General features: G+C 69.5%; 14 protein-coding genes. 3 read left to right on the top strand and 11 right to left on the bottom strand.

What is annotated here, in order from left to right:
* Window positions 1-104: 104 nt before the first annotated feature.
* The gene (locus HL652_RS19350; RefSeq protein ID WP_171706816.1) at window positions 105-2,735 is read left to right on the top strand and encodes a glycoside hydrolase family 65 protein; all 2,631 of its coding nucleotides are present in this window, start codon (window positions 105-107) and stop codon (window positions 2,733-2,735) included.
* An 85-nt stretch (window positions 2,736-2,820) separates the two neighbouring features.
* Here HL652_RS19350 and HL652_RS19345 read toward each other — a convergent pair whose 3' ends face one another.
* The 6 genes from HL652_RS19345 to HL652_RS19320 all read right to left on the bottom strand — a co-directional run bounded on the left by HL652_RS19345 (window position 2,821) and on the right by HL652_RS19320 (window position 9,399).
* Window positions 2,821-4,128, bottom strand: coding sequence for an alpha/beta hydrolase (locus HL652_RS19345; RefSeq protein WP_171706815.1), 1,308 nt, complete (start codon window positions 4,126-4,128; stop codon window positions 2,821-2,823).
* Window positions 4,128-5,087: an alpha/beta hydrolase gene (locus HL652_RS19340; protein WP_171706814.1), complete on the bottom strand. Its 960-nt coding sequence runs from the start codon at window positions 5,085-5,087 to the stop codon at window positions 4,128-4,130. The genes HL652_RS19345 and HL652_RS19340 overlap by 1 nt, the downstream gene beginning before the upstream one ends.
* A gap of 240 nt (window positions 5,088-5,327) precedes the next feature.
* Window positions 5,328-5,609: a hypothetical protein gene (locus tag HL652_RS19335; RefSeq protein WP_171706813.1), complete on the bottom strand. Its 282-nt coding sequence runs from the start codon at window positions 5,607-5,609 to the stop codon at window positions 5,328-5,330.
* 294 nt (window positions 5,610-5,903) lie between these two features.
* Complete coding sequence (locus HL652_RS19330) at window positions 5,904-6,749, bottom strand: transglutaminase family protein (protein ID WP_171706812.1); 846 nt, start codon at window positions 6,747-6,749, stop codon at window positions 5,904-5,906.
* Window positions 6,746-7,678 carry an alpha-E domain-containing protein gene (locus HL652_RS19325; protein ID WP_171707465.1) on the bottom strand — a complete coding sequence of 311 codons (933 nt, stop codon included), beginning with the start codon at window positions 7,676-7,678 and terminating at the stop codon, window positions 6,746-6,748. Before HL652_RS19325 ends, HL652_RS19330 begins: the two co-directional genes overlap by 4 nt.
* A gap of 5 nt (window positions 7,679-7,683) precedes the next feature.
* Window positions 7,684-9,399, bottom strand: coding sequence for a circularly permuted type 2 ATP-grasp protein (locus HL652_RS19320; protein ID WP_171706811.1), 1,716 nt, complete (start codon window positions 9,397-9,399; stop codon window positions 7,684-7,686).
* Window positions 9,400-9,529: 130 nt separating this feature from the next.
* Between HL652_RS19320 and HL652_RS19315 the strand changes: the two genes are divergently transcribed.
* Both HL652_RS19315 and HL652_RS19310 read left to right on the top strand, forming a co-directional pair.
* Window positions 9,530-10,843, top strand: coding sequence for a putative Ig domain-containing protein (locus HL652_RS19315; RefSeq protein WP_171706810.1), 1,314 nt, complete (start codon window positions 9,530-9,532; stop codon window positions 10,841-10,843).
* Between the two features lie 133 nt (window positions 10,844-10,976).
* Window positions 10,977-13,085, top strand: a complete 2,109-nt coding sequence (locus HL652_RS19310) for a putative Ig domain-containing protein (protein WP_171706809.1) — start codon at window positions 10,977-10,979, stop codon at window positions 13,083-13,085.
* Window positions 13,086-13,111: 26 nt separating this feature from the next.
* Here HL652_RS19310 and HL652_RS19305 read toward each other — a convergent pair whose 3' ends face one another.
* From HL652_RS19305 to HL652_RS19285, 5 genes are read right to left on the bottom strand one after another with little or no spacing between them, the layout of a single operon-like run.
* The gene (locus HL652_RS19305; protein ID WP_253743479.1) at window positions 13,112-14,185 is read right to left on the bottom strand and encodes a LacI family DNA-binding transcriptional regulator; all 1,074 of its coding nucleotides are present in this window, start codon (window positions 14,183-14,185) and stop codon (window positions 13,112-13,114) included.
* Window positions 14,182-15,681 (bottom strand): glycoside hydrolase family 13 protein, encoded by a 1,500-nt coding sequence (locus tag HL652_RS19300; RefSeq protein ID WP_253743477.1) that lies wholly within the window; start codon window positions 15,679-15,681, stop codon window positions 14,182-14,184. Before HL652_RS19300 ends, HL652_RS19305 begins: the two co-directional genes overlap by 4 nt.
* Window positions 15,567-16,388, bottom strand: coding sequence for a carbohydrate ABC transporter permease (locus tag HL652_RS19295; RefSeq protein WP_171706808.1), 822 nt, complete (start codon window positions 16,386-16,388; stop codon window positions 15,567-15,569). Before HL652_RS19295 ends, HL652_RS19300 begins: the two co-directional genes overlap by 115 nt.
* Entirely contained in the window at window positions 16,385-17,296 is a 912-nt protein-coding gene (locus HL652_RS19290) for a carbohydrate ABC transporter permease (protein WP_253743475.1), read from the bottom strand. Before HL652_RS19290 ends, HL652_RS19295 begins: the two co-directional genes overlap by 4 nt.
* A gap of 8 nt (window positions 17,297-17,304) precedes the next feature.
* On the bottom strand, window positions 17,305-18,573 hold the full coding sequence (locus tag HL652_RS19285; RefSeq protein ID WP_171706807.1) for an ABC transporter substrate-binding protein: 1,269 nt from the start codon (window positions 18,571-18,573) through the stop codon (window positions 17,305-17,307).
* Window positions 18,574-18,577: the final 4 nt, after the last annotated feature.

Below are 18,577 nucleotides of genomic sequence, written 5' to 3'. Positions count from 1 at the left end.
CGGATGCTCGGCACACGCGCCGCTCCTTCGCTAGCATCGACCGACGCCACCGTCAGCACCCGCCCTCCGCAGCATCCCAGGCATCTCGTCACAGAAAGCGCCCGATGAACCCGATCACCTCCGACCCGCTCGACCGCACGCAGTTCCCCGTCGACGAGTGGGCGCTCACCGAGGCGGAGTTCAGCACCGCCACGCAGGGCCGCACCGAGACGCTGTTCGCCGTGGGCAACGGGTACCTCGGGCTCCGCGGCAACTTCGAGGAGGGGCACAAGGCCTACGCCGAGGGCACCTTCATCAACGGCTTCCACGACACCTGGCAGATCAGGCACGCCGAGGAGGCCTACGGCTTCGCGCGCGTGGGGCAGACCATCGTGAACGCGCCCGACGCGCGCGTCATCCGGCTCTACGTCGACGACGAGCCGTTCGTGGTCGCCGACGCCGACACCATCGAGTACTCCCGCCGGCTCGACTTTCGCACGGGCGTGCTCGAGCGGGTCATCGAGTGGCGCACGCCCTCGGGCAAGCGGGTGCTCATCCGCTCGCGTCGCCTGGTGTCGTTCGCCGACCGTCACCTCGCGGTCATCGACTACGAGGTCACCATGCTCGACGCCGACGCGTCGATCCTCATCTCGAGCCAGATCCTCAACCGCCAAGACCGGGTCGACGAGTTCGCTGCCGCCGGGGGCTCGGGTTCCGGCTCGTCCTCCGGTGGCATCGCCGACCCGCGCAAGGCCTCCGGCTTCGCCGACCGCGTGCTGCTGCCCCGCTTCAAGTGGACTCACGAGGGCCGTTACGTTCTCGGGTACCGCACCGCCAACTCGGGAATGACCATCGCCTGCGGGGCCGAGCACCGCCTCGAGACCGACAACGAGTGGGACGAGACCTCCCAGATCGACGACGACATCGCCAAGCACGTCTACCGGGTGCGCGCGAAGGCCGGCCAGCGCATCCGTCTGGTGAAGACCCTGGCGTATCACACCTCCTCCACGGTGCCCACGACGGAGCTCGCCGATCGCACCAACCGCACGCTCGACCGCATCGGCGAGGCGCCGATCGACGAGGTGTTCGCCGAGCAGGAGCGCTGGCTCGCGGCGTTCTGGAAGCGCTCCGACGTCGTCGTGGCGGGGCAGCCCGAGGTGCAGCAGGCGGTGCGCTGGAACCTGTTCCAGCTCGCCCAGTCGACGGCGCGCACCGACGGCGGCGGCATCGCGGCGAAGGGCGTTTCGGGCTCGGGGTACGGCGGGCACTACTTCTGGGACACCGAGATCTACGTGCTCCCCTTCCTCACCTACACCTCGCCGCAGGTGGCGCGGAACGCGCTGCGCTTCCGGCACGGCATGCTCGACGCCGCGCGAGACCGCGCGGTCGAACTGAACCAGCGCGGCGCGCTGTTCCCGTGGCGCACCATCAACGGGCTCGAGTCGTCGGCGTACTATGCCGCGGGTACCGCGCAGTACCACATCGACGCCGACATCTCCCACGCGCTCTCGCAGTACGTGGCGGCGACCGGCGACTTCGACTTCCTCGACCGGGGAGCCATCGACATCCTCGTCGAGACCGCGCGCATGTGGGCCGACCTCGGCTTCTGGCGGGCACGGGGCAAGTCGAGCGAGACCTTCCACATCCACGGCGTGACGGGGCCCGACGAGTACACCACGGTGGTCAACGACAACCTGTTCACGAACGTCATGGCCCGCGCCAACCTGCGCGCGGCGGTACGGCAGACCCGGCGGCTCAAGCGCGAGGAGCCCGCCCTCTACGCCGCCATGGTGAAGCGGCTCGACCTCGCCGAAGACGAGATCGAGGAGTGGTCGACCGCCGCGGAGGCCATGCACATCCTGTACGACGCCGACCTCGGCATCCACCCGCAAGACGCGCAGTTCCTCGAGAAGGAGCTGTGGGACTTGGAGAACACCCCCGCGTCGAAGCGCCCGCTCCTGCTGCACTTCCACCCTCTGGTCATCTACCGCTTCCAGGTCATCAAGCAGGCCGACGTGGTGCTGGCGCTGCTGCTGCAGGGCGACGAGTTCACCACGGAGGAGAAGCGCGCCGACTTCGAGTACTACGACGCCCTCACCACCGGCGACTCCACCCTCTCCGCGTCGACGCAGTCGATCATCGCGGCCGAGGTCGGCTACCGCGAGCTCGCGCTCGGCTACTTCCAGGCAGCGCTCTACGTCGACCTCGGCGACCTGCACAACAACACCGCCGACGGCATCCACGTCGCCTCGACCGGCGGCGTGTGGAGCGGTCTCGCCTTCGGCTTCGGCGGCATGCGCGACTACCTCGGAAAGTTTACCTTCGACCCGCGGCTGCCCGAGGAGTGGGAGTCGCTGGTGTTCCACGTCACCATCCACGGCTCACTCGTCGAGGTGCTGCTCGAGCAGTCGTCGATGACGTTCACCATCCTCGAGCAGGCGGGCGCCGGCGAGCCCTTCGGCCACGGTGCCGGCGCCGCCGTCGGCTCAGACCCGGTGCCGGTCGCCTCCGACGTGCCCGGCGGCATGCGGGTCGGTCAGCCGCTCGAGCTCTGGGTGCGCGGCGAGCGCGTGCTCGTCGCTCCCGACCGACCGGTCACCGTCCCCCTCAAAGACGACCGCCCCACCATCGAGGGCGCCCCCACCACCTCCGACATCGAGGGCACCGTCCGCGCCGACGGCTCCGTCATCACCGCCTCCATGCCCACCATCGTCTCCGACCTCGACGAACCCGAGCACCTCGTCGGCATGGACTGAGACGGCGCCCGGAGCCCGGCGCGGGCCTGCCCGCCGGCGCAGCCCGGTCGGCGCCGCCGGGCGCCCGCGGCGCGGCCGACGCCCGTCAGCCCGTGGGGGCGGAGAGGCCGAGGCGGGGGTAGAGGATCTCGAAGCCCTTCTCGAAGCCGCCCTGGAGGGCGTCGAGCACGTGACCGGCGCCCGGGATGACGTAGAAGGTGGTGTGCCAGCCTGCAGCGGCAGCAGCATCCGATGCCGCCTGGGCGGCAGGGATGAACGCGGGGTCGCCCCCGCCGACGGTGAAGATGCCGACCGTGTCGGGGTACGCGTGAGCACCCGAGGCGAGGATCGACGACGGCTTCTCCGCGTCGAACGCCGCCTGGTTGCCGCCGAAGAGCTTGGCGACCACGGTGTCGGGGTCTTCCGATCCGGGGTACTCCTCGCCCGAGATCGAGAGCACGTTCTGCCAGAGTTCGGGATATTTCGCGCCGTACTTGAACGAGCATCCGCCGCCGTTGGAGTACCCCGCGATCACCCAGTGCTCGGGGTCCTGCTCGATCGGCAGGTTCGCCCGCGCCCACGACACCACGTCTTGGGTGATGAAGGTCTCGGCGTTGCCGAGGGCGGCCGTGTCGGCGCACACCGGGTCGATGCTCTCGTCGCCCAACTGGTCGGCGACGAGTACCACCGGCGCAAGCCCATTGTTGCGAGCCGCGTACTCGTCGAGCACCTTCGCCACGTACTGCGGGTCGGGGTCGCCCGGCTGCCCCATCATGAGGATCATGAACGGCAGCGCCGGCGGGTTCGCCACCTGCGCCGCGGGCGGCAGGTACAGGCCGGCGGGGCGCGAGGTGAAGCCCGAGGCCGTCGCCGGGATCACCTGCGTACCGGTCTTGCCGGTGGCGGGCATGTCGGCGGGCGGGGTCCAGGTCTCGTAGAGGGGCTTGCCCGCATCGGGGTCGTCGGTGGGTCGCGGCGACGCCGTGGGCAGGTCGATCGGATGCTCCACGACGACCCCCAAGAACGACGCGATCGTGGGCTTCAGTCCGAAGTACGCGTTGATGCCGAGCGTGCCCGCGAGCGCGAACAGCACCACCCCGACCACAGCGACGAGCTTGCGCCACCACCGAGAGCGCCACAGGTTCACCACGGCGAGGCCGATGGCGGCGAAGGTGACGACGACCCACGCATCCGTCTGCGTGCTGAGCGGCACGCCGAACACGTTCATCGCCTCGACCACCCAGATGGTCGCGAACGCGACGAGGGCGCCCGCGAGCATGCCGATCAGCGCGGTGAGCACCCACCGGATGCGCGGGGGCCGCACCAGCAGGTACACGAACGCGGCCGCGGCGAGGGTGAAGACGACCCAGATGACGGGCCCGTCGACGATGCGGGTCTCGAGCAGGGAGTCCATCAGGCGTGCGCTCCGACCCGTTCGTCGAGCCACGCGACCAGGTCGGCGACCACCTCGTCGCGGTTGGTCTCGTTGAAGACCTCGTGGCGCGCATCCGGATACACCCGGAGGGTGACGTCGCTGAGGCGGGAGCGGCGGCGGTAGGCCTCGGCGAGCTTGAGCGTGCTGCGGTGCCCGCCGAGGGTGTCGTCGTCGCCGGCCAGGATGAGGAGGGGGCGGTCGGCGGCGAGACGCTTCGCCGGGCGACCGAACAGGCGCAGGCCGTCGAGCACGCCGAAGAGCTTCAGCACCTCGGCGGGGAACATGAGCTCGTCTTCCGCGGCGCGCTGCTGCGCCTCGACGTCGCGGCTCAGCCACTCGAAGCCGTTGCCGGTGGCGCCGTCGGTGGGGCGGTGCTTGCGGGTGAGGTCGCCGCCGTCCATGTGGCCGGGCATGCGGTAGGCCGTGCCGCTCAGCACGATGGCGTCGTAGTGCACGAGCGCGGGCGAGTTCACGAGGATCTGCACCATCAGCGACCCCCAGCTGTGCCCGAGCAGCACCAGCGGAACCTCGGGATGCTCGCGAGCGATCTCGACGCCCAGCTGACGGATGTCGTCGACGGTCGCCTCCAGACCCCCGACCCCCAGCCGCCCCAGTTTCGTGCGGTCGCCGCCGTGCTGGGCGAGACCGGTGGCCCCGTGCCCGCGCTGATCGGCGACGTAGACGGAGTACCCCGCGGCGTTCAGGTCGCGGGCGAGCGGCTCGTAGCGGCGGCCGTGCTCACCGAGGCCGTGCGCGATCTGCACGACGGCGGTGGGGTGCTCGACCGTCCACGCGTAGTAGGTGATCTCGACGCCCACCTCGTCGACGAAGGTCGCGGTGAAGTGCGCGCGCCGCCGCTCGTGCGCGGTCGGTGCGGGGTTCGCGGCCGGCTCGGGGCGCTGGTCGGGAGCGTCGGCGGCGGCGTCGGGGGCTGGCATGCCTCATCCTCCCACGCCGGTCGGCCCGTCGCCCGGAGCGTCCGACCCCCTAACGTGGGCACGCGCGCCCGGAACGGATGGAGTTTCTGGCTCCTGAGGGAAACGGATGGAGCCTCAGCCCGAATCGGGCCGGGGACTCCATCGAGTTCGAGCGTGCGCGGGCGGCTACCGGCGCGGGCCGCTCAGCGGGCGGCTACCGGCGCGGGCCGGTCAGCGGGGGGCTCTACCGGCGCGGGCCGGTCAGCGGCCCTCCTCGCTGTAGGGGGTGACGGCGTCGTCGAGGTCTTCGGGGGTGGCACCCTCGGGGTCGCGGTCGGCGTCGGCGATCGGATCGATGGGGTCGGCGAGACCGCGGAAGTTCTCGCCGAGCAGGCCGCCCGGCTCGTCGCGATCGCCGTCGCCGGCCTCGCCCGACGCACCCCCGTCGAGGGTGCCGTCGTCGTCACCGCCGAGGCCCTCCGCGAGGCCGTTGGTCTGGTCGAACGGCTCGCCGAGTCCGTCTTTCGTCGTGTCGTCGCTCATGATGTGGTCTCCTTCGACGTCGGTGTCGTGCGGGCGCCGGTGGCGGCCCGGGTGTCGTCTCAGCCAACGCCGGATGCGCCCATCCGGCAACCACCGCATCCACCGACGCCGCCACCCCCACTGCCACTGCCACTGCCTCGGCCGCGCGCCCGACTGGCCGGGGCGAAACGACGGAGTGTCACCCCAGATCGGCGAAACGACGGACCCTCAAGCCGCCTCCCGAGCGAAACTCCGTCGTTCGGCCGACGCCGCGGCGCCCGCGGCGCGAAGCGGCCGCGGCCGCGGCCACCCGCCTCACGACTCCCGCGTGATCTCCACCTTCACGAACAGCTGCGACCCGAACGGCCCCGCGTACACCCCGCGCAACGGCGCGATGTCGTTGTAGTCGCGCCCGCGGCCGACGATGACGTGCCGCTCGCCGATGTCGATGAGGTTCGTGGGGTCGTAGCCGCGCCAGTCGCCGCAGAACCACTCGACCCAGGCGTGCGACTCGCCGGCGATGGTCTCGCCGATGGCCGCGTCGGGCTTCGGGTGCAGGTACCCCGACACGTACCGCGCCGGGATGCCGACCGAGCGCAGCGCCCCGATCGCGATGTGCGTGATGTCCTGGCACACCCCGCGCTTGCCGCGCCACGACTCGCGCGCCGTCGACTGCACCCCGGTGACGCCCTGCACGTACTCGACCTGCCGCCCGATCTCCTGGCAGATCTCGAGCGCCGCGTCGCACGGCGAGGCGTGCCGGGCCGCGATCGAGGCCGCCAGCTCGGCGAGGTCGTCGGCGGGCGCGGTCAGCTTCGTCTGCTTCGTCTGCTCAACGTACGAGGTCGACGCGGCCGCAGCATCCGCCAGCCCGTCCCAGTCGATCGGATGCGCGGCATGGTCGCGCGCCCGCACCTCCACCAGCGAGGTGGCGGTGAGCGACAGCTCCTTGTGCGGCGTGAGCACCTCGAACGACGACACCCTCGTGCCCCAGTAGTCGACGTAGTGGTGCGACGACGACACGGGCGAGATGTCGAGCGAGGAGTGCAGCACGAACTGCCCCTCCGACGACACGGGGAGCATGCGCGCCTCGTTGTACGACGCCTGCACCTCGCCCTCGTAGCGGTAGCCGGTGATGTGCCGGATGCGCAGCCGGTTCATGCGCTCTCTCCGATCCAGCTGGGGGCGGCGTTGGTGGGGAAGTAGCGCTGCCGGATGGCCTCCGACGCGGCACTCGTGGCCTCCTGCACACCGTCCATGTGGCGCGGAAGTTCTTGCAGGATGTCGGTGATCGGCCGGTATTCGAGCTGAGCCCGGATGCGCCCCAGCAGTCGCTGCGCGTCGTCGCTGACCCCGATGCGCTCGTTGCGCGGGCCGAGGTCGCGGAGGCACTGCTCGGCGCGGGTGACCGAGTAGAGGATGGAGCGCGGGAACAACCGGTCGAGCAGCAGGAACTCGGCCGCGTTGCGGGCCGAGGGCACGCCGCGGTAGGTGCGGAGGTACGCCTCGTAGGCGCCGCAGGAGCGGAGGATCGTCGTCCACGACGGGCCCGACGCCTCGGTGAGCGACCGCGTGGCGAGCAGGCGTGCCGTCATGTCGGCGCGCTCGATGGAGCGGCCGAGGGTGAAGAAGTGCCAGGCCTCGTCGCGCGACGCGCTCGACTCCATGATGCCCACGGCGAGCGCCGCGCGGTCGCGCACCCAGCCGAAGAACTCGTGCGTCTTCTCGCTCGCGATGCGGCGCGGCATGCGTGCTCGGGTGGTGTTGAGACACTCCCACAGCTCGGTCGACACGATCTCGCGGGCGCGGCGGGCGTTCTCGCGCGCGGCACCGAGGGAGTACGCGATGGAGGCCGGATGCGTGCGGTCGACCGCGAGCATGGCCAGCACGTCGGCGCGGGTGAACGAGCGCTCGTCGTCGGGCACGTCAGACCCCATGACGCTGAGCAGGGACCGGCAGGCGAGGTTCTCCTCGATCCAGGGGTCTTCGAGCAGGAGCTGCAGGTGCACGTCGAGGATGCGCGCGGTGCCGTCGGAGCGCTCGATGTAGCGGCCGATCCAGAACAGGGACTCCGCGATGCGGGAGAGCATGGCCATCAGGCGACCCCGCCTTCGGTGGTGGGGCGGGCATCCGGAACCTTGTGAGCGTGCGCGAGCACCGCATCCGGAACCTGGCGCGACTGTTGCTGCTGCTGCGACTGGTCGCTGCGCGGCGCGTCTTCGGGCGAGTGATCGGGCTGGTGGCCGTGCCCGATGATGGGGATGGCCTGCGTGTTCGCCGCCTGCTCGGCGACGAGGCCCTGGATGTTGTGGCCGTCGCTCGAGGAGGAGAGCGGATCGGTGCCCACCACCCAGGTGTCTTTCGACCCGCCGCCCTGCGAGCTGTTCACCACGAGCTGCCCCTCAGGGAGGGCCACTCGGGTGAGCCCGCCGGGGAGCACCCAGATGTCGGTGCCGTCGTTGACGGCGAAGGGGCGGAGGTCGGCGTGGCGCGGGCGCATGCCGTCTTCGACGAGGGTGGGGATGGTGGACAGCTGTACGACGGGCTGGGCGATCCAGCCGCGGGGGTCGGCGGTGAGGCGGTTGCGGAGCGTCTCGAGCTCCTTCGGCGAGGCGTCGGGGCCGACGACGAGGCCCTTGCCGCCCGACCCGTCGACGGGTTTCACGACGAGTTCGTCGAGGCGGTCGAGCACCTCTTCGAGCGCGCCGGGCTCCTCGAGGCGCCAGGTGTCGACGTTCTTGATGATCGGCTTCTCGCCGAGGTAGTACTCGATGAGGTCGGGCATGTAGGTGTAGACGAGCTTGTCGTCGGCGACCCCGTTGCCGACCGCGTTGGCGATGGTGACGTTGCCGAGCCGCGCGGCGAGCAGGAGTCCTGGGCTGCCGAGCATCGAGTCGGCGCGGAACTGCAGCGGGTCGATGAACTCGTCGTCGACCCGGCGGTAGATGACGTCGACGCGCTGGGGGCCGGCCGTGGTGCGCATCCACACCTTGCCGCCGGAGCAGAACAGGTCGCGGCCCTCGACCAGCTCGACGCCCATGAGGCGGGCGAGCAGCGTGTGCTCGAAGTAGGCGGAGTTGTAGACGCCCGGGGTGAGCACGACGACGGTCGGGTCGTCGACCCCGCTGGGGGCGGATGCGCGGAGGGCCTGCAGGAGCTTGTTCGGGTAGTCGCCCACGGGCCGTACCCGCATCGACACGAAGAGCTCGGGGAGGGTCTGCGCCATGACGCGGCGGTTCGAGATGACGTAGGAGACGCCTGAGGGCACCCGCACGTTGTCTTCGAGCACCCGCCACTCGCCGTTCTCGTCGCGGATGAGGTCGATTCCCGAGACCTGGATGCGCACGTTGTTCGGCGACACGATGCCCGCGGCCTCGCGGTGGAAGTGGCTGGAGGAGCTGATGAGTCCGGCCGGGATGACGCCGTCGCGCACGGCGGCCTGGCCCCCGTAGATGTCGGCGAGGAAGGCCTCGAGCGCGCGTACGCGCTGCGCGACACCGGCTTCGACGTCGACCCACTCGCTCTGCGCGATGACGCGTGGAACGGCGTCGAGCGGGAAGGGCCGCTCCTCACCGGCGAAGTCGAAGGTGACGCCCTGGGCGAGGTAGGAGCTCGCCAGCGCGTCGGTGCGGCCACGCAGCTCCTCCTGCGTCATGCGGGCGAGGGCGTTGTAGATGTCTTTGTAGGCGGCGCGGGCCTCGACGGGGTCGTGCGACTTGGGTTCGGGGAACATCTCGTCCCACGGCGATGCGCTGCCGCGCCTCTTGGCCGGGGCGAGGGTGGCGCCGTAGCCGTCGAACAGGTCAACCATGTCCCTGACCCTACTGCGCGGGTGTTGCGGCGGTGTTTCCGGATGCGCGGGGTGCGTTGCCTCCCATCATTTGCTGAGCTATCGTCATGTCATGAAACAGCCTAGCGCATCCGTTCTTCGCCGTGGGGGCATGCCAACGACTCGTTCGACGACTTGTTCGGCCCGCATCGCCCTGGCGGGGGTCTGCGTTCTCGCCGCGGTGGGGGCCTCGGGTCTCGCCTCGGCGCCGGGCGCCCACGCGGCGTCAGACCGCCAGGTGGGGCTCGCGGCGCTCGACTCCGTCGCGACCTCGGGGCCGGCGGCGCCCGGAGCGCTGGTGCTCGACGACGGCATCGGCCGGGCCTTCGCGCTCGACACGCTCCGCGACGAGCTGATCGTGTTCGACATCGGCCCGTCGTTCCTCTCCCGCGTCGCGACGGTGCGCCTCGGCCCATCGCCGAGCGATGTCGCGGTCGACACCGTGGGGCACCGCGTCGTCGTCGCCGACGACGTCGCCGACATGGTCTCGGTCATCGACGCCACGGCGACCACACCGGCGGTCGTCGCCACCTTCCCGACGGGCTCGGTCGACGCCGAGGCGATCGCCGTCGACGGCGCCTCGTCGACCGTGTACGTCGCGAACCAGGCGACCGACACGGTCACGGTGCTGCACCTCGACACCGGCGTCGCCACCCTCGTGCCGGTGGGCGACGCGCCCGCCGACGTGGCGGTCGACCCCATCACCCACACCGTCTACGTGGCCGAGGCCGGTGGGGCGAGCGTCTCGACGATCGTGGGCGGTGCTCCGGGTGCCCGCGCGGCGATCGGGGCGACGCCGCGCAGCCTGAGCGTCGTCGGCGACCGGGTGCTCGTCGCCACCGACGAGCTCGCGCCGACGAGCTCCGTCTTCCGCGTGCGCGCCTACGACCGCGACCTCCACGAGCTCGCCACCTCGGCGAACCTGGGCGCCCGGGCGAGCGGTGTCGCGGTCGACGCGCAGCTGCGCCTCGTCTTCGTGCGCACCGAGGCCGGCGAGCTGCGCGCCCTCGGACTCGACGCGCTCGACGAGCTCACCCTCACCCCACCGCCCGTGACCGGTGGTCAGCCCCGCCAGGTGACGGTGCAGCAGTCCACCCACCGCCTCCTCCTCGTCACCACCGATCGCCGCACGGCTACCGTGACCCTCCTTGGCGTCGCGGCCAGCCCCGCGTTCGTGCCGGGCATCCTCCCGCCCGCTCGAATCGGCATGCCCTACCGCGCCCGCATCGAGGCGGTCGCCTCCCCCGGCCCGGTCTCCTACTCGGTCAAACCCGTCGAACTACCCTCGGGCTTGGTGCTCGACTCTGCCACCGGCGAGATCCGCGGTACACCGCGCGCCGCCGGTACGCACTCTCTGCTGGTGACGGCCTCGAACGGCAGCGCTACGTCCGCCATGGCGTCCTTCAAAATCGTCGTCTCCCCGTGACCGGTATCGATGAGCGCGTGGCGATGAAGCGTTGCAGCCACACTCCTTTGTGACCTATCCTCGGGCTATGTTCTCGAGGAAACGTCGCCTTTCGGCTCATCCGTTCACCGCCGTCGTCACCGTTAGCGTCTTAGTGACACTGGGTGTCGCCGCCTCGCTGGCCGCGACGGAGTCGCCCGCCCTGGCAGCGGGTGGTGCTCGCTCGGTGGTCTTCACGCAGACCGGCTCCCTCGCCGACAGTTCGTCGAAGCGGGTGACGCAGCTCCAGATCGACGCCGTCACCGGCCGCGCGTACGCCATCGACCACCCGAGCGACGAGCTGGTGGTCTACGACATCTCCCTGGCCTCCCCGAGGGCGTTGGCGCGTGTGCCGCTGGGGTCTGATCCCGTCGACGTGGCGGTCGATCCCGACACCCACCAGGTCTACGTCTCCGACCATGTCGACAACACGGTCACCGTCGTCGACGGCCACCCCGCATCGCCGACCGCCAACACGATCGTCGGCACCCTGTCGACCACGGGTCTCGGCGGCCAGGGCATCGCCGTCGACGAGGGCAGCAAGACCCTCTATGTGGCGAACACCGATTCGAGCGACCTCTCCATCATCGATCTCGGCACCGGTTCCACCGCCAGGGTGGCCCTCGCGGGCAAGCCCGATGACGTCGTCGTCTCCTCGGGCGATCACCGTGTGTACGTCTCGAGCCAGGCATCGCGCACCATCACTCCGGTGACGGGCAAGGTCGCCGGCGCGTCTGTGGCGGTAGCGGCGACACCCACGGGGTTGTCGCTCGGCGCGGGCGGGCTGGTCGTCTCCACCGTCGATGGAACCGAGAACCGTGTCGCACTCTACGACTCGTTCCCCACCCGGCTGAACGTCTCCGCCGCGCTCGACTCCCCCGTCGCCTCCGTGTCGAGCGACGGGACGGCGTTCCTGCACTACGTCGTCACCACGAGCGGCCGGCTCCATGCACTGCGGCTCGACACGCTCACGGCCGATGGAGACGCCACCATGCTTCCCAGCGCGCTGAGCACCGCGACCGTCGACCCGGCGTCGCACCGAGTCATCGGCACGACCTCCGGCATGTCGGCGGCGAATCTCGCCACCTACGAGGTCGCGGCCAGCCCCATCATCGTGTCGCTCACCACCTCCACCGCCGCCGTCGGAGTGCCGTTCACTCTCGTGGCCGTGGCGGTGGGACTGCCCACGACCATGACCTACAGCCTGACGGGCGGCGCCTTGCCCCCTGGCCTCTCGCTCGCCTCGACCGGCGAGATCACGGGCACACCCACGACGAGCGGCACCTTCGACTTCACCGTCAGCGCCTCGAACGGGTCGCCCACGGCCTGGGCTGCGCCTTACCGCATCACCGTCACCCCGGCGGTTCCCACAGCACCGGTGATCACGTCGGCGGCTCCACCGAACGGCACCGTGGGCGTCGCCTACCCGCGCCATCAGCTCACCGCGAGCGGCAGCCCTTCCGCCACCTTCACGGTCTCGCGCGGCTCGCTTCCGCCCGGGTTGAACCTCGACGAGCGCACCTTCGAGATCTACGGAATCCCCGCCGTCGCCGGCCGCTTCGAGTTCACCATCAAGGCCGAGAACGGCGTCGGCGTGGCCGACAGCCTCGACTACGCGGTCGTCATCGCCCCCGCCACGGCCGTCGCACCCACGATCACGTCGGGCACGCCGACCGCGGGTACTGTCGGCACGAAGTATTCCGGGTTCACCATCACCTCGTCGGGCTCACCGGCGCCGCGCTTCACGGTGACGTCGGGCAGCCTGCCCGCGGGGCTGAGCCTCGACGCCGCCACCGGCTCCCTGGCGGGCACCCCCACGAAGGCCGGCCGCTTCGCGTTCACGGTCACCGCGACGAACGTCGCCGGCCAAGACAGTCGTGAATACACGATGGTGATCGAGGCCGCCGGACCCACTCCCACCCCGACCCCGACGCCGACCGCGACCCCCACACCCACCGTGACCCCCACCCCGAGCGCTACTCCCACCCCGACGACCCCTGGTTCGACATCGACACCCGCGCCCCCGACAGGGACGCCCGGCGGCGGCGCCGGTAGCGCGGGAGGTTCGGCATCGTCCGGCGGGTCCGTAGCGGCCGGGTCAGGCGGGCGCCTCGCCAGCACCGGCTCCGTAGCGCCAGCAATCGGCACCCTTGCCGGCTGCGCCCTTCTCGGGGGCGGACTGGTCGTTGCCATCGGGACGCTGCGGAGGCGTCACCTCGAGTGACGTCGGCGGTAGGGTACCCCGGTGCCCTACCGGGTCGCGTCAGTGGTCGGGGCCGGACCCGTCGAGTCGCGGATGAGGAGGGCGGTGTGAAGACGCTGATGGTGGATGGCGGGCTCGCCGGTGGAGGAGATCGCCTCGACGAGGTACTCCGCCGCGAGCCTGCCTTTCGTCTCGATGGGTTGACGCACCGTGGTGAGGGACGGCGAAGCCCAGTTGGCAGCCACGGTGTCGTCGAAACCGCTCACCGACACCTGGCCCGGCACCGACACGTCCGCCTCTCGGGCGGCGTCGAGCACCCCGAGCGCGATGATGTCGCTGAACGTCACGATGGCGGTGGGGCGTTCGTCGACAGGAGCGGCCCAGAGCTGCTGGAACGCCTGGGCTCCACCGGCACGCGTGCACGGAACCTCGACCAGGGTGATGCCCTCACTCTCGGGTGACAGGCCCCGTGTCGCAAGCGCGGCGATGGCTCCCTGCATGCGACGAAGCACCGGTCCGCGCCAGCCCTGGTGACCACCACCGGAGCCCGACTCGAAGGCGACGAGTGCGATACGCCGGTGCCCCAAATCGAGCAGGTGCGCCACGAGGTTCTCCATGCCTTCGCTGTCGTCGATCTCGACGGACGGAACATCGCCGTGGAACTCGCTGTCGACGAGCACGAACGGGATGCGCCGCTGACGGAGGGCATCGACCTCTCCGCGGTCGTACTCCAACCCGCTCACGATGAAGCCGTCGACCGCGGCGTACGGGATCGTCTTCAGCATCGACCCACGAAGAGGCGGAGCGAGCAGTAGCGTGAAGCCCTCTCGCTGGCACGTCTGTCCGATGCCCTGCAGGAATTGGGTGTAGTACGGGTTCTCGAGCACCCGATCGAGCTGCTGCGGCAACAGGAGTCCGAGACTGTCAGTGCGACGTGTGCGCAGCATCCGAGCCGCCGGATCCTGCGCGTAGCCCAGTTCTGCCGCCACTTCGAGGATGTTCTTGACCGTCGCTTCCGACAGTCGCGTCGAGTTGTTGAAGGCGAGTGAGACGGCGGTCTTCGAGACGTTGGCGCGGTCGGCGACGTCTTGCATCGTCACCCGCCGAGCGCGGCCGTTCACCGAGCATCCGTTCGCGCAGTGAGAAGCAGAGCTGAGCGGGCCTCGATGGTCAGGGACTCGCCGGAGCTCAGAACGGCCGTCCCGTCCGCTCGGGACCACCGCGCTGCCGAGGAGAGCTCGGTCAGATCGTCCCGTCCGACAGCGATCGGCTCACCGCGATTGACGATCATCACGGCGGTCTCGCCACTGTCGGTCGTCCGAATCACCACTACAGTATCCACGCCGAGAGGCGCCACCCGCTGCGAGCCCCTACGAAGCGCTCGGATCTCCTTCCTCGCGTGGGCCAGACGACGCAGCTCGTCGAGCAGCTCTGCCTGCCACACGGATTCGTCCCACGGCATGGTCCCCCGGCAGCCGGGATCATTCTCGCCTTCGAGCCCCACTTCGTCACCGTAGTAGACCATCGGTGCGCCCTCCGAAGAGAAGAGCAGAGCGTAAGCGAGCAGCGCTGCACGGTGATCGCCGCGGTGCCGGGTGAGCACCCGTTCGGTGTCATGGCTCCCCAGCAGATTGAGCATCCCGGTGCGATAGCCCTCGGGGATGCGCTCGGTGAGCCGGTTCATACCCTCGGCGAACTGCCCGGCGGTCAGGGAACGGTCGGCGGTGAAGCCGAGCACCAGGTCACGCAGGGTGTAGTTCATCGTGCCGTCAGCGAGGTCGCCCTGCAGCCATTCCTCCGGGTCGCGCCACTCCTCAGCCACGATGTAGTTGTCGTCGCCCAACTCCTTGACGACGTTCCTGAAACCCCTCCAGAAGCTGTGGTTGATGAAGTACGGCACGTCGAGCCGCCAGCCGTCGATCCCCTGCTCGAGCCAGTACCGTGCCACCTCGTAGTGATGGTCGCGCACCTCGGGGTTGTACGCGTTCCACTTGGGCAGGTAGTAGCAACCCGAACACGTGCGGTAGTTGGGTACCGGGTGGGGTGACACCGGGAAGCCCTCCACCGAGAACCAGTTCACATAGTCGGATGCCCGCTCGTTCTCGACCACGTCGCGGAACGCCCAGTGCCCGTCGCCGCAGTGATTGAGCACAGCGTCGAGCACGACCCGGATTCCACGGGAGTGAGCGGCGGAGAGGAAGGTCTGGAACGCGGACAAGTCGCCCAGCCTGTGATCGATCGCGAAGTAGTCCTTCGCGTCGTAACGGTGGTTGGTGTCGGCTTCGAAGATCGGGGTGAGGTAGATGGCGTTCGCACCCAGCGCCTCGATGTGGTCGAGGTGCGCCGTGATACCGGCGAGATCGCCCCCGAAGAAGTTCTCCCGCGTCGGCTCCGCTCCCCACGCCTCGACGCCTGGCGGGTCGAGTGACGGATCGCCGTTCGCGAAGCGCTCGGGGAAGATCTGGTAGAAAGTCGCGTCAGCGACCCAATCGGGTGTGCCCATCAGTCCTTCAGTCCTGTCGTGGCGATGCCGCGCACGAGGGCGCGCTGGAAGAAGAGGAAGACGACGATGCTCGGGATGGTCGCCGTCAGGGTGCCGGCCATGAGGTAGTTCCACGACGTGCCGTAGCGGCCGACGAATGAAGCGAGACCGATCTGGATGGTGCGCACCTCATCCGTGTTGGTGACGAGGAGCGGCCAGAGGAAGTCGTTCCAGGCGAACAGGAAGCTGAAGATCGCGAGCGTGGCGAACGCCGGCCTCGACAGCGGCACGATCACTCGGAAGAAGGTTCCGACGCGACTGCAGCCGTCGATGCGCGCCGCGTCTTCGAGTTCGACGGGGATGGACGCGAAGAACTGGCGGAGCAGGATGATGCCGAACACGTCGGCGAGGCGCGGCACGATGAGACCCCAGTAGGTGTCGATCCAGCCGAGGTCTGCGACGATCGCGTAGGCGGGGATGATGGTGACGAACGTCGGGATCATGAGCGCAGCCAGCAGCACGACGAAGAGCGTGTTGCGGAACGGGAAGCGCAGCCGTGCAAACGCGTAGGCGGCGAGCGCATCGAGCACGAGGTGCCCGGTGACGATGCCCGCCGACATGACGATGCTGTTCAGGTAGTACTGGCCGAACGGCGCGGCCTCCCATGCCTGTGCGAAGTTCTCCCAGTGCCACGAGGTGGGCAGGATGGAGGTGTTCGTGTAGGTCTCCGCCCGGGACTGGAGGGCGGTGGTGAACATCCACAGGAAGGGCACGACCACGACGGCCGAGCCGGCGATGAGCACGAGGTGGCGCACCAGGTTGAGTCGAGTGGAGCGCCTCATCGGAGCGATGACCTTCCCGCGCCGGATGCTCGCCAGTTGACGAGCGAGACACCGAGCACGAGTGCCAGGGTGACGAAGGCGATTGCGGTTCCGTAGCCGAAGTCACCGAGACGGAACGCCTCGCGGTACATCAGCATCCCGAGCACCTCTGTGCCCCCCTGCGGTCCACCTCCGGTGAGCACGTAGACCAGATCGAAGGCCTGGAAGCTGGTGATCAGGGCCTGCACCACGACGAAGAAGGTCATCGGCGCCAGGAGCGGGATGGTGAGGTGCCGGAGGCGATGCCAGAAGCCGGCGCCGTCGAGCTGAGCCGCCTCGAACACCCCCTGCGGGAGGGCCTGAAGAGCGGTGAGGTAGAGGATGGCGTTGAAGCCGAGGTTCTTCCACACCGTGAGCGCCGTGAGTGCGCCGAGGGCGAGCCAGCGGTCTTGCAGCCAGTCGGGGCCCTCGATGCCGACGAGCGCGAGCACCCCGTTCACGAAGCCCGCCGGATCGAGCATGTATTTCCAGACGATCGCCGCCGCTACCGAGGACGTGACGGCGGGGAGGAAGTAGATCCCTCGGTAGAAGCCGCGGCCACGGAGCGGGGCGTCGAGCAGGAGGGCGATGGTGAGGCCCGTGGCCACCGACAGCAGACACACGCCGACGGCGTAGACGCAGGTGACCAGGAGACTGTTCCAGAACTCGGGGTCGCTGAACAGGCGGGCGTAGTTGTCGAAGCCGATGAACTCCTTCACCGGGTCGAAGCCGTTCCACGAGGTGAGGCTGATCTGCCCGGCCGCGACGATCGGGTAGATCACAAAGACCCCGAGCACCACGAGCGCGGGCAGGAGGAACACGACCGCCGTGATCACCTGCTCGCGCTCGTAGCGCTCGCGCCGCGGCGCGAACATGCGGTGCTCGGTCACGGAACCGCTCAGCCCTTCTCGATGACGTCGTTGACGGCGGTCTCGGCTGCGTCGAGTGCCTCGCTGACGCTCGCCTGGCCGCTCAGGGCCGTCTCGATGGCGGTGGCGAATGCGAAGGAGATCTTCGGGTACAGCGGCGTGTTCGGGCGGGCATGGGCGTCAGCCATCTGCTCGACGTAGGGCAGTAGACGCGGCTCCGTGTCGTTCACCCACTCGAGGTAGTCGGCGCTCGTGGCGACGGAGGTGGTGACGGGGAGCATGCCGGTCTGCTCGCTCCAGCTCGTGACCTGCTCGGGCTCCAGGAACCAGCTCAGGAAGTCGGCCGCCGCCTCGGTGGTGGCGTCGGAGTTGTCGAACACCATGGCCTGCTCCCCGCCGAGGTTCGTGGCCGGCACACCGTCACTCGGATAGGGAGCCTTGGCCGTGCCGAACTCGAACGGCGGGTCGGCGGCCCAGATACCGACCATCCACGAGCCTTCCTGGGCGGAGCCGCCCTGGCCCTTCTCGAACTCGCCCCACTTGGCGTAGGGACTGATTCCGGAGTCGATGAGGTCGACCCAGAACTGCAGTGCCTTCTCACCCTCGGGCGTGTTGAATGCCGCCGCCGAGTTGTCGGCGGTGAGGAACTCCCCGCCCGCCTGCCAGAGATTCACCTGAAAGTTCCAGGTGAGGCCTTCACCGTTGTCCCCGGCCTGGGTGAACAGGTCGTAACCGGGTTTGCCGGTCTTCTCCAGAACCGTCTTGCCGTCTGCCATGAGCTCCTCCCAGGTGGTGGGCGGCGCTTCGGGGTCGAGGCCCGCCTCCTCGAACAGCGTCTTGTTGTACATGTAGGCGAGGTTGTTGGCCGACACGGGCACCGAGACCTGCTTCCCGTCGATGGTCCCGAACGAGGTCAGAGCGGGTGTGATGTCATCGAGGGTCTCGGAGGGGATGAAGGGGGTGAGATCGGCGAGGGAGCCGATCTGCTCGATCTGGGGCACCCACACCAGGTCGCCGATGGCCAGGTCGGGAAGGGTCTTCGACGTCGCCGAGGCACGCAGCTTCGTGAGGAAGTCGGCGTTGGGTACCTGCGAGGACTTGATCTTCACGTCAGGATGATCGGCGTTGTAATCGTCGACCATCGCATCGAAGGTGTCGGCATTGGTGCCGTCCCAGTAGTGCCAGACGGTGACCTCGGTGGTGCCGCCCGCGGCGTCGCCACCAGAGGCGCTGCACCCGGTGAGGGCGAGCAGTCCGGCCGCCCCGATGGCGGCGAGTGTGAGTGGTTTCCGGTGCATCATT

The organism is Herbiconiux sp. SALV-R1 (genome assembly GCF_013113715.1).
Lineage (GTDB): Bacteria > Actinomycetota > Actinomycetes > Actinomycetales > Microbacteriaceae > Herbiconiux.
The sequence above is the reverse complement of the archived record's forward strand: the minus strand, read 5'-3'. Positions and strand labels throughout refer to the sequence as shown.

Bases quoted from the DNA above. Each gene is read 5' to 3' on its own strand.
- HL652_RS19345 (WP_171706815.1), bottom strand. From the start codon at position 4,128: ATGGACTCCCTGCTCGAGACCCGCATCGTCGACGGGCCCGTCATCTGG.
- HL652_RS19330 (WP_171706812.1), bottom strand. From the start codon at position 6,749: ATGAACCGGCTGCGCATCCGGCACATCACCGGCTACCGCTACGAGGGC.
- HL652_RS19315 (WP_171706810.1), top strand. From the start codon at position 9,530: ATGCCAACGACTCGTTCGACGACTTGTTCGGCCCGCATCGCCCTGGCG.
- HL652_RS19340 (WP_171706814.1), bottom strand. From the start codon at position 5,087: ATGCCAGCCCCCGACGCCGCCGCCGACGCTCCCGACCAGCGCCCCGAG.
- HL652_RS19335 (WP_171706813.1), bottom strand. From the start codon at position 5,609: ATGAGCGACGACACGACGAAAGACGGACTCGGCGAGCCGTTCGACCAG.
- HL652_RS19285 (WP_171706807.1), bottom strand. From the start codon at position 18,573: ATGCACCGGAAACCACTCACACTCGCCGCCATCGGGGCGGCCGGACTG.
- HL652_RS19295 (WP_171706808.1), bottom strand. From the start codon at position 16,388: ATGAGGCGCTCCACTCGACTCAACCTGGTGCGCCACCTCGTGCTCATC.
- HL652_RS19325 (WP_171707465.1), bottom strand. From the start codon at position 7,678: ATGCTCTCCCGCATCGCGGAGTCCCTGTTCTGGATCGGCCGCTACATC.
- HL652_RS19320 (WP_171706811.1), bottom strand. From the start codon at position 9,399: ATGGTTGACCTGTTCGACGGCTACGGCGCCACCCTCGCCCCGGCCAAG.
- HL652_RS19350 (WP_171706816.1), top strand. From the start codon at position 105: ATGAACCCGATCACCTCCGACCCGCTCGACCGCACGCAGTTCCCCGTC.